The sequence below is a fragment of the Pseudomonas sp. W15Feb9B genome (assembly GCF_000828175.1).
In the GTDB taxonomy this organism is placed as follows: Bacteria; Pseudomonadota; Gammaproteobacteria; order Pseudomonadales; family Pseudomonadaceae; genus Aquipseudomonas; species Aquipseudomonas parakoreensis.
The window spans coordinates 54,817-68,154 of sequence record NZ_JTKF01000007.1; the positions used below are offsets into that span (position 1 = coordinate 54,817).

Below are 13,338 nucleotides of genomic sequence, written 5' to 3' on the forward strand. Positions count from 1 at the left end.
CCGACCCTGCGGCCCGAAAGGTTTTACAGGGCGCCAGGCGAACCTGGCGCCCAATCCAATTTAGCTGGCGACGATGTTGACCAGTTTCCCTGGTACAACAATCACTTTGCGAATGGTCAGACCGTCGACGAAACGCAGCACGTTTTCGTTGGCACGGGCAGCCGCTTCGACTTCTTCGCGGGTGGCGCTGGCCGGCATTTCGATCTGGCCACGCAGCTTGCCGTTCACTTGAATGACCAGTTGCAGGCTGTCCTGTACCAGTGCGTTTTCATCGACCGCAGGCCAGCCTGCATCGATCACCGGGTCAGCATGGCCCAGTTGCTTCCACAGCTCATGGCTGATGTGCGGCGTGATCGGAGCCAGCAGCAGCGTCACGGCTTCCAGGCCTTCGTGAATCAGCGCGCGGTCCTGTTCGGTGCCTTGCGCGGCTTTTTCCAGCACGTTCATCAGCGTCATCACCTGAGCGATGGCGGTGTTGAATTTGTGGTTTTGGCCGACGTCGTGACTGGCCTGCTTGATGGCCAGGTGGATGGCGCGGCGCACGGCTTTCTGTTCGTCGTTGAGAGCGGCGACATCCAGTTTCCCCGGCAGACCCTGGGTGACGTGGGTCTGCGCCAGACGCCAGACGCGCTTGAGGAAACGGTGCGAGCCTTCAACGCCGGAGTCCGACCATTCGGCGCTCATGTCGGGCGGCGAGGCGAACATCATGAACAGGCGGCAGGTGTCGGCGCCGAACTGGTCGATCATCGACTGGGGGTCGACGCCGTTGTTCTTCGACTTGGCCATTTTCTCGGTGCCACCGATTTCCACCGGCAAGCCGTCGGATTTCAGTTTGGCGCTGATGACCTTGGCTTTGCTGTCGCGCTCCAGTTCCACGTCCGCCGGGTTGAACCAGGTGTAGGCACCGTTGGCTTCGCGACGATAGTAAGTCTCGGCGATTACCATGCCCTGGGTCAGCAGGTTCTTGAACGGCTCGTTGGAGCTGACCAGACCTTCGTCACGCATCAGCTTGTGGAAGAAGCGTGCGTACAGCAGGTGGAGAATGGCGTGTTCGATACCGCCGATGTACTGATCCACCGGCAACCAGTGGTCGGCCGCGGATTTTTCCACCAGGCCACCTTCAAAGTGCGGCGAGGCGTAACGGGCGTAGTACCACGAGGACTCGACGAAGGTGTCCATGGTGTCGGTTTCACGCTTGGCAGGCTGGCCGCATTTCGGGCAGCTGCACTCGTAGAATTCCGGCATGCGCGCCAGTGGCGAACCGGCGCCGTCCGGCACCACGTCTTCTGGCAGAACCACCGGCAACTGGTCTTCCGGCACTGGCACGTCGCCACAGGTGGCGCAGTGGATGATCGGGATCGGGCAGCCCCAATAGCGCTGACGGCTGATGCCCCAGTCGCGCAGGCGGAACTGGGTGCGCGAGGCGCCGAGGTTTTTCTTGATCAGGGCGACTTCCATGGCGTCGAAGGCGCCGGTGAAGTCCAGGCCGTCGAACTCGCCGGAGTTGATCAGCGTGCCGTGCTCGCCGTAGGCGTCTTGCCACGGAGCCGGGTTGGTGTCGCCGGAGCTGGTGCGCACCACCGATTTCACCGGCAGGTTGTACTTGTGGGCGAATTCGAAATCGCGCTCGTCGTGCGCCGGGACCGCCATCACGGCGCCGTCGCCGTAATGCATCAACACGTAGTTGGCGACCCATACCGGGAGTTTTTCACCGGTCAGCGGGTGCTCGACGAACAGGCCGGTCGGCAGGCCTTTCTTCTCTTGAGTGGCGACGTCGGCTTCAGCGACGCTGCCGCCCTTGCATTCGGCGATGAACGCTTGCAGCTCAGGATTGTTCTGCGCGGCCTGGGTGGCCAGCGGGTGCTCGGCAGCCACGGCAACGTAGGTCGCGCCCATCAGGGTGTCCGGACGGGTGGTGAAGACCTTGAGGGTGCCTGCTTCGCCGATCGAGTCGACGTTGTACGGGAACTGCACTTCCATGCCGCGGGATTTGCCGATCCAGTTGCGCTGCATGGTCTTGACCTGTTCCGGCCAGCCCGTCAGTTCGTCGAGGCTCTCCAGCAGCTCATCCGCGTAAGCGGTGATCTTGAAGTAGTACATCGGGATTTCGCGCTTCTCGATCAGCGCGCCGGAGCGCCAGCCGCGACCGTCGATCACCTGTTCGTTGGCCAGCACGGTCTGGTCGACCGGGTCCCAGTTCACGGTGCCGTTCTTGCGGTAGATCACGCCTTTTTCGAACAGGCGGGTGAACAGCCATTGTTCCCAGCGGTAGTAGTCCGGCTTGCAGGTGGTCACTTCACGGGACCAGTCCACCGCCAGGCCCAGGCTGCGCAGCTGGGACTTCATGTAGGCGATGTTTTCGTAGGTCCACTTGGCGGGTGCCACGTTGTTCTTCATCGCGGCGTTTTCCGCCGGCATGCCGAAGGCGTCCCAACCCATCGGTTGCAGAACGTTCTTGCCTTGCATGCGCTGGTAGCGGGAGATCACGTCGCCGATGGTGTAGTTACGCACGTGCCCCATGTGTAGCTTGCCGCTGGGGTAAGGGAACATCGACAGGCAGTAGTAGGTTTCCTTGCCTGGCTGTTCACTGACTTCAAAGGACTTTTGCTCGTCCCAGAACGACTGGGCGGCGGCTTCGATTTCACGGGGCTGATATTGTTCGTGCATGGCTACTTTTGTACTGGATAGGGGTGGCCTAATCCTCTTCAACGCGCCCTCCGGGGATGCTCCGGACAGGCTGGAAGTGGAATGACAGGAAGCGCCGTAGCATACATGACCGCGCTTGGCCTAGGGAAACCCTGATTACAGCTGTCTGGCCCCCGAAAACCGTGGCGAGGGCCGTTGGTCGCGGCGTTCAGCCGGTTTGTGCAGCGAAGCTAAGCTCTTATTGGGGAGTGAGTCTTATCTTCAATGAGGTGAGGGATGGTGGAGCAACGGCAAAAAAACGTGACGAAACCCGAGTTGTACGAACGGTTGATGGATCGTCTGGGCATGGCGCTCGACGCTGCCAAAACCGCTGGCCGGCTGCGCGACGAGCGCCCCGTGGAACTGGAATTGCGTGGCTTGAGCCCCGCCGAGTTCAAACTGGTCAAGGCCTATCTGGATCGCAGTGAGCGTGAAGCGCATGGATACTTGTCGCAGGCAGTGAAACAGCTCGATGCAGCACATTCAGCCAAGGTCATCTGGCTCAAGGACAAGGCGCCCGGCAGAGACACCGTCAAGGTTCGTTCTGTACAGGCCAAGTAAACGCATGGCAGGTCAAATAACGGATCTTTTCCAACAGGATCCTACCTATCGGTTGTAACGCATCATTAACACTCTTAGGCTTCGGGCATCTCTGGAGATGCCCCGATGCCTTTTCGTTACTTCATCAAACAACTTCTGTTGCCGCCCGGCATTCTCTTGCTGCTGTTGCTGATCGCCTGGTGGCTGCGCCGTTCCCGGCCGCGACTGGCAGGCCTGTGTTTTGCCATTGGGCTGGGTGGTTTCTGGCTGATGAGCCTGCCGGTGGTCGTGCAGTGGGGCGCCAAGGCACTGGAACGTGAGCCGCCGCTGCCCCGTGATGCCTGGTCAATCCTGGCGCAGCGGGCCGATGCCATCGTGGTGCTGGGTTCCGGGCGCGAGCGCGGCGATCTGGCCTGGGGCGAGGACCAGCCAACCGGCGTGGGGCTGGAGCGTCAGCGCTATGCGGCGCGACTGGCCAAGGCCTCCGGGCTGCCGATTCTGACCAGCGGTGGCTTGCATTACGGCACGCCACCGACCGAGGCGAAGCTGATGGCCGATTCGCTGCGCGATGACTTCGGCGTGACCACGCGCTGGCAGGAAGGCGAGAGCCGTACCACCTGGGAAAACGCCAAATTCAGCGCCGATATGTTGTTGCCACAAGGCATCAAGCGCGTCGTGGTGGTCACGCAGGCCTGGCACATGCCGCGCGCCGTGTGGTGTTTTCAGCAGGCAGGATTTGAAGTGGTGCCGGCGCCCGTAGGGTTTCTCGGGACCGATAATGCGCGACCGTTTGGTGGCTGGCTGCCGGAATTCAAGTCGATCTGGCAGAGCGGGCAATTGCTGAATGAGGCGGTAGGGCAGGTGGGGTATTCGTTGTTTTACCGCTGAATCACTCAGTGGCAGTGAGGCCTTTTGTGGCGAGGGAGCTTGCTCCCGCTGGCCTGCGCAGCAGGCCTGATCCAGATAAACGCACTGTCTTAGACAGATCGCGGGCGCTGGATTTACGACTGCTTCGCAGCCGAGCGGGAGCAAGCTCCCTCGCCACAGGTCAGTGACCTGCTTTTAAAGGGTTTTCGACATCCGGCTCGCCATCAGCGCCCAGCCAAACAGCAGCACACAGACGACGATCAGCGGCCACGAGCGCCATTGCAGGTACGGCGTCAGGTTGTGCATCGGCACCACTTCGCCATACAAAATGCCCTGCTCGAACTGCGGGATCTGCTCGGTGATTTGCCCGAACGGGTTGATCAGTCCGGTCACGCCATTGTTCGTAGCACGGATCATCCAGCGGCCCGCTTCAAGTGCGCGCATCTGCGCCATTTGCAGGTGCTGCAACGGGCCGATCGAGGTGCCGAACCAGGTGTCGTTGCTGATCGTCAGCAGCAAGTCGCTGCGTGCCGACAGACCGGCAGCGAACTCCGGGTACACCACTTCGTAGCAGATGAATGGCGCAATCTGATAACCCTTGGCCTGCAGCAGCGGCTGATCCGCCGGACCGCGAGCGAAGTCGGACATCGGCAAATCAAAGAACGCGATCAACCCGCGCAGCAGATCCTGCAACGGCACGTATTCGCCGAACGGCACCAATTTCTGCTTGAGGTAGGTACCATCGCCTTCGCCGACCACGGTAATGCCGTTGAAGAAGCGTTTTTCGTGACGAACCGTCTCGCGGATCGGTACGCCGGTGATCAACGCCGATTTACGCTCGGCGGCGAAGTTACCCATCATGTTCAGGTAGCCCTCGGCGGACTCCTTGAGCACCGGCACCGCGGTTTCCGGCCAGATCAGCAGGTCCACCGGTTTGGAGCGAAAACTCAGGTCGCGATACAGCGCCAGTTGCGCGTTGAGCTGCGCCGGGTCCCACTTCATGCTTTGTTCGACGTTGCCCTGAATCGCGGCAACGCTCAGTGCCGGACCGGACGGACTGGTCCAGGCGTGGCCCTTGAGCGCAATACCCGCCACCCATGGCCCGACCAGCAACAGCAAACCGGCCGCGATAAAGCCTTTACGACCGGATTGCAGCAGGCGCGGTGCGTTGTAGATCAGCGCCGCAGTCAGCGCCAGAACGAACGACACCAACCACATGCCGCCCACCGGCGCGAGCCCGGCCAATGGGCCGTCGAGCTGGCTGTAGCCGGAGTAGAGCCACGGGAAACCGGTGAGGAACCAGCCACGAAACGCTTCCTGGCCGACCCACAACGCAGCAAACGCCAAGGCATCGGCCAGCGGCGCCTCATTGCGGCGCAACCAGCGCGCCCAGACCCAGGCGGGCAGGGCGAAGAAAAAGGCGATCGCTGCGGTGAACAGCAACATCAGGAACCCGGCCAGCAGCACCGATGCGCCACCGAAATGGTGGATGCTGTAGTAGATCCAGCTGGTGCCGGCACCGAACAGGCCGAAACCGAAGCACCAGCCACGGCCCAGCGCCTGACGCGGTTTCAGCTCACGCAGGCCGGCGTAGAACAGGCCGACCGCGAGCAAAGCCAGCGGCCAGATGTTGAACGGGGCCAGGGCGAAGGTAGTGATTGCACCGGCCGCCACGGCCAGCAGGTTACCGGGCCAGCCGGGGCGGGTTGTCCAGCGCAGGGGGTATGTCATCAGCTATTTCCTGTATCGCGCCGGGTCTGCTGTTACGCAGGGCAAGGCGCGAGGAGTGAAGTTTGGTTTTTCAAATGAACGACGAGCAACGCAGCCCTGCGTAACAGCAGGCCCGGCCCTCCGGGTTACGCCTGAAAGCGGGCCATGCTGCGTTGCAGTCCTTGGAAAGGGAATGCCATTCCCTGCGGACTGCGCCTTGCCTGGCCCGCTTTCAGGCGCAACGCGATACAGGAAATAGCTGATGACATACCCCAATCCTTAGATTTAACGAGCGATTGGCGTCAGTCGCAGCAAATGAATCCGACGGCTGTCGGCATTCAGGATGCGGAAACGATAGGCGCCGATTTCAGTGATTTCATTGCGTTTTGGCAAGTGCCCGAACGCGCTCATCACCAGACCGCCGACGGTGTCGAACTCGTCGTCGGAGAATTCGCTGTCGAAGAACTCGTTGAAGTTTTCGATCGGCGTCAGGGCCTTGATCAGGAAATCACCGCTGGGTAGCGGCTTGATGTAGCTGTCTTCTTCGACGTCGTGCTCGTCTTCGATGTCGCCGACGATCTGTTCCAGCACGTCTTCGATCGTGACCAGACCAGCCACGCCGCCGTATTCGTCAATGACGATAGCCATGTGGTTGTGATTGGCGCGGAATTCACGCAGTAACACGTTCAGACGCTTGGACTCCGGCACGAAGGTGGCCGGGCGCAGCAGGTCCTTGATGTTGAAACTGTCGCCGTTCTCCTTGAGGATCAGCGGCAGCAGGTCCTTGGCCAGTAACACGCCCATCACGTCGTCGTGGCTTTCGCCAATGACCGGGTAGCGAGAATGCGCCGAGTCGAGCACGGCCGGAAGGAATTCACGAGGGGTCTGGGTCGCCTTGATGCTGATCATCTGCGAGCGCGGGACCATGATGTCGCGTACTTGCAGGTCAGCCACCTGAATGGCGCCTTCGACGATGGCCAGCGCTTCGCTGTCCAGCAGTTTGTTCTGATGTGCATCACGCAGCAGCTCAAGCAGCTCCTGACGGTTCTTCGGCTCGTGGGCAAAAGCCTGGGTCAGTTTACCCAGCCATGACTTCTGCCCGTTGCTCGATCGATCTTCGCTCATAGCGATTACTCTGAATCCTTTGTTGTAACGATAGGGGATGTTTCGGTTTCGTCGTCCGCGTACGGATCGGGATAGCCCAGTTCGGCAAGCAACTCGCGTTCCAGTGCTTCCATTTCTTCGGCTTCGTCGTCATCTATATGGTCGTAACCAAGCAGATGCAAGCAGCCGTGAATGACTAGATGTGCCCAATGGGCCTTGAGTTCCTTGCCTTGTTCGGCAGCTTCGCGCTCGACCACGGCCACGCAGATCACCAGATCGCCGAGCAGCGGGATGTCGAGAAACTCGTCAGGGACTTCGGCCGGGAACGACAGGACGTTGGTCGCGTAATCCTTATGGCGCCAGGTGTGATTCAGCTCACGACCTTCTTCCTCGTCAACCAGACGAATGGTCATTTCCGAGTCGGCGCTGCGCTGGCGCAGGGCCAGTTCGCACCATTGGCGGAACTCGGTTTCACTCGGGGCGCTCGCTTCGGTGGCGATTTGCAGATCCAGCTCAAGCATCGCGCGAGGTTTCCCTGGCGGCTTCGGCACGGGTCTCGAAGCGCTCGTAGGCCTCGACGATCCGCTGCACCAACGGGTGGCGCACGACGTCTTTGGGCTGGAAGTGGGTGAAGCTGATGCCCGGAACATCCTTGAGTACTTCGATCACATGATGCAGGCCAGACTTAGTGCCGCGCGGCAGGTCGACCTGGGTGATGTCACCGGTGATCACGGCGGTGGAGCCGAAGCCGATCCGGGTCAGGAACATTTTCATCTGCTCGACGGTGGTGTTCTGGCTTTCGTCGAGAATGATGAAGCTGTTGTTCAGCGTACGACCGCGCATATACGCCAGTGGCGCGACTTCGATCACCTGACGCTCGATCAGCTTGGCCACGTATTCGAAGCCGAGCATCTCGTAGAGCGCGTCATAGAGCGGGCGCAGGTACGGGTCGATCTTCTGCGCCAGGTCACCGGGCAGGAAGCCGAGCTTCTCACCGGCTTCAACCGCCGGACGCACCAGCAGGATGCGGCGGATCTGCTCGCGCTCCAGGGCATCAACGGCGCAAGCCACCGCCAGATAAGTCTTGCCGGTACCGGCCGGACCAATGCCGAAGTTGATGTCGTTGCCGAGGATTTCCTTCACGTAGCGCAACTGATTCAAGCCACGGGGGCGAATCATGCCTTTCTTGGTGCGCAGGGCGACGGAGGCTTCAGCGGGAGCGTGATTGTCCAGTTCGACGACGGCCGATTCCTGGAGGAACAGGTGCACCAGGTCCGGCGACAGCTCGGTACCCTTGGTTTCGCGGTACAGGCGGCGCAGCAGGTTTTCCGCAGACGTGGTGTGCTTGGGTTCGCCGATCAGTTCGAACTGGTTTCCGCGGTTGCGGATCTCGATGGCCAGGCGCTGTTCGATCAAGCGCAGATGCTCGTCGAACTGCCCGCACAGATTGGCGAAGCGGCGAGCCTCAAAGGGCTCGAGGATAAAACGATGTGGTTCTATGGGTGCGTTCAAGGTCGTATTTAGCCGCCCTGGGGCAATTAAGATGAAATCAAGGATAACGCCAGTGGCGTGGGTGCGAAAGCTCTTAAAACGGTCTCACTGGATTACTGTGGCGAGGGAGCTTGCTCCCGCTGGAGTGCGAAGCGCTCCCAACTCCTCCAGCCTTGATCATTCAGGATGATCGAGGTGTCTGGTTTGCGGCTGCTTCGCAACCGAGCGGGAGCAAGCTCCCTCGCCACAGAGGCACTTTGACGCCTTACGTTTACTGCACCAGCGAGCCGCGCAGCGAATGCGGTTGCGCCGCGTCGATGTGCACGTCGGCGAACTGGCCGATCAGGGTCGGATTATCGCAGCGGAAGTTGACGATACGATTATTCTCGGTACGCCCTTGCAGCTCGCCCGGGTCTTTCTTCGAGTAGTCGGTGACCAGAATGCGCTGGATCGAACCGACCATTTGTCGGCTGATCTCGAACCCTTGCTGATTCAAGCGATGCTGCAAGGCGTTCAGGCGTTCTTTCTTCAGCTCTTCCGGGGTGTCATCGGCCAGATCGGCCGCCGGCGTGCCCGGACGCTGGCTGTAGACGAACGAATAGGAGAAGTCGAAGCCGACATCGGCAATCAGCTTCATGGTTTGTTCGAAGTCTTTTTCGGTCTCGCCCGGGAAGCCAACGATGAAATCCGAACTGATGCAGATGCCCGGCACGGCAGCGCGCAGTTTGCGCAGCTTGGACTTGTACTCCAGCGCGGTGTGGTTGCGCTTCATCGCCGCGAGGATCCGGTCGGAACCCGACTGCACCGGCAAGTGCAGGTGTTTGACCAGCTCCGGCACTTCGGCGTGGGCCTGGATCAGGCTGTCGGAGAACTCCAGCGGGTGCGAGGTGGTGTAGCGGATACGGTCGATACCGTCGACGGCGGCGACCACGCGGATCAGCTCGGCCAGATCGGCCAGACGCCCATCGTGGGTCAGGCCGCGATAGCCGTTGACGTTCTGCCCCAACAGGGTCACTTCACGCACGCCGTTTTCGGCGAGGTGGATGATCTCGGCGATCACGTCATCGAACGGCCGGCTGACTTCTTCACCACGGGTGTAAGGCACCACGCAGAACGTGCAGTATTTGCTGCAGCCTTCCATCACCGACACGTAAGCGCTCGGGCCGTCGATGCGCGGCTCGGGCAAATGGTCGAATTTCTCGATTTCCGGGAACGAGACGTCGACCTGCGGCAGCTTGCTGCTGCGTGCGGCGTCGATCATTTCCGGCAGACGGTGCAGGGTTTGCGGGCCGAAGACCACGTCGACATACGGGGCGCGATCACGGATCGCCGCGCCTTCCTGGCTGGCGACGCAACCGCCGACGGCGATCACCATGTCCGGGTTGGCCAGCTTCAGTTCGCGCCAGCGGCCGAGCTGCGAGTACACCCGATCCTGAGCACGTTCGCGGATCGAGCAGGTGTTGAGCAGAATCACGTCGGCGTCTTCGGCACGGGCGGTGACTTCCAGGGCCTGATGTTCGCCCAGCAGATCGACCATGCGCGAGCTGTCGTACTCGTTCATCTGGCAACCGTGGGTTTCGATGTAAAGCTTCTTGGCCATGGATTTTGGTCGTCACGTGATTCAAAGAACCGCGCATTATAGGGAACAAGCCCTCAGGTTCCTACCGCTGCGCGTCCGGTGGCTATGCTATAGTTTGCGCCCTCATTTTTATCCCCGATGTTATCCCCCCGCCATGACCAAACGCGAAGCTCCAATCTATAAGGTGATTTTCCTCAACCAGGGCCAGGTGTTCGAAATGTACGCCAAGCAGATCTATCAAAGTGATCTGTGGGGTTTTCTGGAAGTGGAAGAGTTCGTCTTTGGCGAGCGCACGCAAGTGGTGGTCGATCCGAGCGAAGAGAAGCTCAAGGCGCAGTTCGAAGGCGTGGTGCGCAGCTTTGTGCCGATGCATTCGATCGTGCGCATCGACGAGGTGGAACGTCTGGGCACCCCGAAAATCAGCGAAGCCCGCGGTGCGGTCGGCAATGTGATGCCGTTTCCGATGCCGATGCCTGAGAAGTAAGCCCGGATCTGGATTTGAAATGATTTGTGGCGAGGGGATTTATCCCCGATCGACTGCGAAGCAGTCGCAAGTCCATTCAGCAAGGTATGTCAGAAGGAACTTGATTGCAGGGTTTTGGGGCTGCTACGCAACCCATCGGGGATAAATCCCCTCGCCACAAAAGCTCTTATGGCAATGGCGAAAACGGCGTACGCCCATCGGCGTTCTGCAGTTCCATCAGGTATTTACGGAAAATTTGCCCCAGCACCTGGGTCGCGGTTTCGAGGTCTTCGCGGGACATTTTTTCGGAGACTTCGTCGGCGGTGTCCAGCGCATCTTCGGCGCCGTTGACCGCGGCCATCTTCAGCACGATGTACGCCTGAATGTTGTTGGCCTGCACGCCTTCGCCGTGGAAGAACATGGTGCCGAGCTTGAACTGCGCCTGAGCGTGGCCTTGCAACGAGGCCTTTTCGAAATAGCTCAGGGCTTGATTGAGATCGCGTGGCGCATTCTTGCCGTCGTAGTAGAACTCACCCAACTCGTATTGCGCTTGTGCATCCCCTTCGTCCGCCGCTTTCTGGCAGGCGGCCAGTGCCTGCGTGACGTCTTGCGGCTGGGTATTGAGGGTGCAACGACCCATCGCCGGGATCAACAACGAGTTGCCGCCTGCTTGTGCATGCGCGAGCAGGGGCTGAAGGAGCAACAGGCAGCCCAAGGTAAGGGTGCGGCCGGTGCGGTTCATGGGAATCGACTTACCTCTGAAGGGCACGCGGACCCATCGAGGGATCCAATAAGCGCGCATTATGAAATAAGCAGGGCCAACCTTACAAAGTCTTTACTCGTTTTTCTGCTGCGCGGGGAATATATCGCCCACTTTCTGATGGATTTTTAGCAGAGGCGTGGGAAAAACGGCTTGGGTGTAGGTAAAAGCTGACGCTGGCGATGGCCAACGTCAGCGGCACGGCGATTACTTCAGTGCGGCGAAGGCGCGCTCGGCAGCGTCCAGAGTGATTTTCAGCTCGGCTTCGCCGTGGGCGATCGAGGTGAAACCGGCTTCGAATGCGCTCGGTGCGAGGTACACGCCACCTTCGAGCATCAGGTGGAAGAAGCGACCGAACAGCGCAGCGTCGCTGGTCATCACGTCTTCAAAGGTGACGATGTCGTCGGCACCGCTGAAGTACAGGCCGAACATGCCACCCGCTTGCGTGGTGACGAACGGAATGCCCGCCGCATCGGCGCGTTGTTGCAGGCCATCGAGCAGGCGCGTGGTGTAATCGGTCAGCTCGGCGTGGAAGCCGGGACGGCTGATCAGGCGCAGGGTGGTCAAACCGGCAGCCATTGCCAGCGGGTTGCCCGACAGGGTGCCGGCTTGATACACCGGGCCCAGCGGCGCAATGCGCTGCATGATTTCGCGCTTGCCGCCGAAGCAGCCGACCGGCATGCCGCCGCCGATGATCTTGCCGAACGTGGTCAGATCCGGGGTTACGCCGTAGTACGCCTGGGCACCACCGAGGGCCACACGGAAACCGGTCATCACTTCGTCGAAAATCAGCACCACGCCATGCTTGTCGCACAGCGAACGCAGGCCTTCGAGAAAACCCGGTGCCGGCGGTACGCAGTTCATGTTGCCCGCCACTGGCTCGACGATGATGCAGGCGACATCCTGACCGACTTCGGCGAGCATCTTCTCAACCGCGTCGATGTCGTTGAACGGCAGGGTCAAGGTGTGTTTGGCAAATGCTGCCGGTACACCGGCGGAGCTCGGCACGCCTTGAGTCAGTGCGCCGGAACCGGCCTTGACCAGCAGGCTGTCGGAGTGACCGTGGTAGCAACCTTCGAACTTGATGATGCTGTCACGACCGGTGTAACCACGGGCCAGACGGATTGCGCTCATGGTCGCTTCGGTGCCGGAGCTGACCATGCGCACCATGTCCATCGACGGCACCAGCGAGCAGACCAGATCGGCCATCTCGGTTTCCATCGCGGTCGGCGCGCCGTAGGACAGGCCGTGTTGCAGTTGATTGCGCACCGCGTCGAGCACATCCGGGTGACTGTGGCCGAGGATCATCGGCCCCCACGAACCGACGTAATCCACATAACGCTTGTCGTCTTCGTCAGTGACGTAGGCGCCTTCGGCATGCTTGAAGAACAGCGGTGTGCCGCCCACGCTCTTGAACGCGCGAACCGGCGAGTTCACGCCACCGGGAATGTGTTTCTGGGCACTGGCAAACAGGGTTTCGGAACGAGACATGTTCGGGCTCTCAAATCAGATTTTCAGAAGTTCGTTGAAGGCGCGGGCGCGGCGGGTCACTTCGGCGGTGCTCTGGGCACCGAACAGGCCGTGGACCACCGCCAGCAGGTCGACACCGTGGGCCACCAGCGGCGCGGCGTTGTCGAGGGTGATGCCGCCAATCGCGCAGACCGGCAGATGCAGCTTGCGTTTGGCCTCGTCGAGCAGATCGAGGCTGCAGCTTGGCGCGCCGGGTTTGGTGCTGGAATTGAAGAAGCGACCGAAGGCGACATAACTCGCGCCTTCTTTGGCGGCTTGCTCGGCCAGTTCGAGTTGCGCGTGGCAGGTCGAACCGATGATGGCTTTGGAGCCGAGCAGGGCGCGGGTCGGCGACAGCGGGCCGTCGGTCTGCCCCAGGTGCACGCCGACGTTCAGGCGCGCGGCCAGTTCGGCGTCATCGTTGATGATCAACTGCGTCTTGTAACGCTCGCACAGATCACGCAAAGCTTCGGCCTCGCGCAGGCGGCGGGCCTCGTCGCTGCTTTTGTCGCGGTATTGCAGCAGGGTGACGCCGCCTTCCAGCGCCGCCTCCACGTACGACAGAAACTTGCCCGCCAGCAACTGGCTGTCGGTGATGGCGTACAGGCCACGTAGTTTCATCAGGCAGAC

At 60.8% G+C, this 13,338-nt stretch carries 12 protein-coding genes; 3 read left to right on the forward strand and 9 right to left on the reverse strand.

Annotated elements, in window-relative coordinates; genetic code table 11:
* Positions 1–60 precede the first annotated feature (60 nt).
* Entirely contained in the window at positions 61–2,667 is a 2,607-nt protein-coding gene (gene leuS, locus OC71_RS04775) for a leucine--tRNA ligase (protein WP_041065022.1), read from the reverse strand.
* A 255-nt stretch (positions 2,668–2,922) separates the two neighbouring features.
* On the opposite strand from leuS, the gene OC71_RS04780 reads away from it, so the two are divergent.
* Both OC71_RS04780 and OC71_RS04785 read left to right on the forward strand, forming a co-directional pair.
* Positions 2,923–3,246 carry a hypothetical protein gene (locus OC71_RS04780; protein WP_041065025.1) on the forward strand — a complete coding sequence of 108 codons (324 nt, stop codon included), beginning with the start codon at positions 2,923–2,925 and terminating at the stop codon, positions 3,244–3,246.
* Positions 3,247–3,351: 105 nt separating this feature from the next.
* On the forward strand, positions 3,352–4,113 hold the full coding sequence (locus tag OC71_RS04785) for a YdcF family protein (protein ID WP_041065028.1): 762 nt from the start codon (positions 3,352–3,354) through the stop codon (positions 4,111–4,113).
* 174 nt (positions 4,114–4,287) lie between these two features.
* Here OC71_RS04785 and lnt read toward each other — a convergent pair whose 3' ends face one another.
* From lnt to miaB, 5 genes are all read right to left on the reverse strand, one after another.
* Complete coding sequence (gene lnt / locus OC71_RS04790) at positions 4,288–5,811, reverse strand: apolipoprotein N-acyltransferase (protein ID WP_041065480.1); 1,524 nt, start codon at positions 5,809–5,811, stop codon at positions 4,288–4,290.
* Positions 5,812–6,087: 276 nt separating this feature from the next.
* A complete protein-coding gene (locus tag OC71_RS04795) occupies positions 6,088–6,927 on the reverse strand; it encodes an HlyC/CorC family transporter (protein ID WP_003228526.1) in 840 nt (279 codons plus the stop codon).
* Positions 6,928–6,932: 5 nt separating this feature from the next.
* Entirely contained in the window at positions 6,933–7,427 is a 495-nt protein-coding gene (gene ybeY / locus OC71_RS04800) for an rRNA maturation RNase YbeY (RefSeq protein ID WP_041065031.1), read from the reverse strand.
* Complete coding sequence (locus tag OC71_RS04805; protein WP_041065034.1) at positions 7,420–8,418, reverse strand: PhoH family protein; 999 nt, start codon at positions 8,416–8,418, stop codon at positions 7,420–7,422. The genes ybeY and OC71_RS04805 overlap by 8 nt, the downstream gene beginning before the upstream one ends.
* Positions 8,419–8,668: 250 nt before the next feature.
* Complete coding sequence (gene miaB / locus OC71_RS04810; protein WP_003228520.1) at positions 8,669–9,997, reverse strand: tRNA (N6-isopentenyl adenosine(37)-C2)-methylthiotransferase MiaB; 1,329 nt, start codon at positions 9,995–9,997, stop codon at positions 8,669–8,671.
* Positions 9,998–10,130: 133 nt separating this feature from the next.
* On the opposite strand from miaB, the gene OC71_RS04815 reads away from it, so the two are divergent.
* Entirely contained in the window at positions 10,131–10,460 is a 330-nt protein-coding gene (locus tag OC71_RS04815; RefSeq protein WP_003185742.1) for a DUF1820 family protein, read from the forward strand.
* A gap of 166 nt (positions 10,461–10,626) precedes the next feature.
* Here OC71_RS04815 and OC71_RS04820 read toward each other — a convergent pair whose 3' ends face one another.
* The 3 genes from OC71_RS04820 to thiE form a co-directional block, all read right to left on the reverse strand.
* Positions 10,627–11,181: a tetratricopeptide repeat protein gene (locus OC71_RS04820; RefSeq protein ID WP_041065041.1), complete on the reverse strand. Its 555-nt coding sequence runs from the start codon at positions 11,179–11,181 to the stop codon at positions 10,627–10,629.
* A gap of 225 nt (positions 11,182–11,406) precedes the next feature.
* On the reverse strand, positions 11,407–12,690 hold the full coding sequence (gene hemL, locus OC71_RS04825) for a glutamate-1-semialdehyde 2,1-aminomutase (RefSeq protein WP_041065045.1): 1,284 nt from the start codon (positions 12,688–12,690) through the stop codon (positions 11,407–11,409).
* A 15-nt stretch (positions 12,691–12,705) separates the two neighbouring features.
* On the reverse strand, positions 12,706–13,329 hold the full coding sequence (gene thiE / locus OC71_RS04830) for a thiamine phosphate synthase (RefSeq protein WP_041065048.1): 624 nt from the start codon (positions 13,327–13,329) through the stop codon (positions 12,706–12,708).
* Positions 13,330–13,338: the final 9 nt, after the last annotated feature.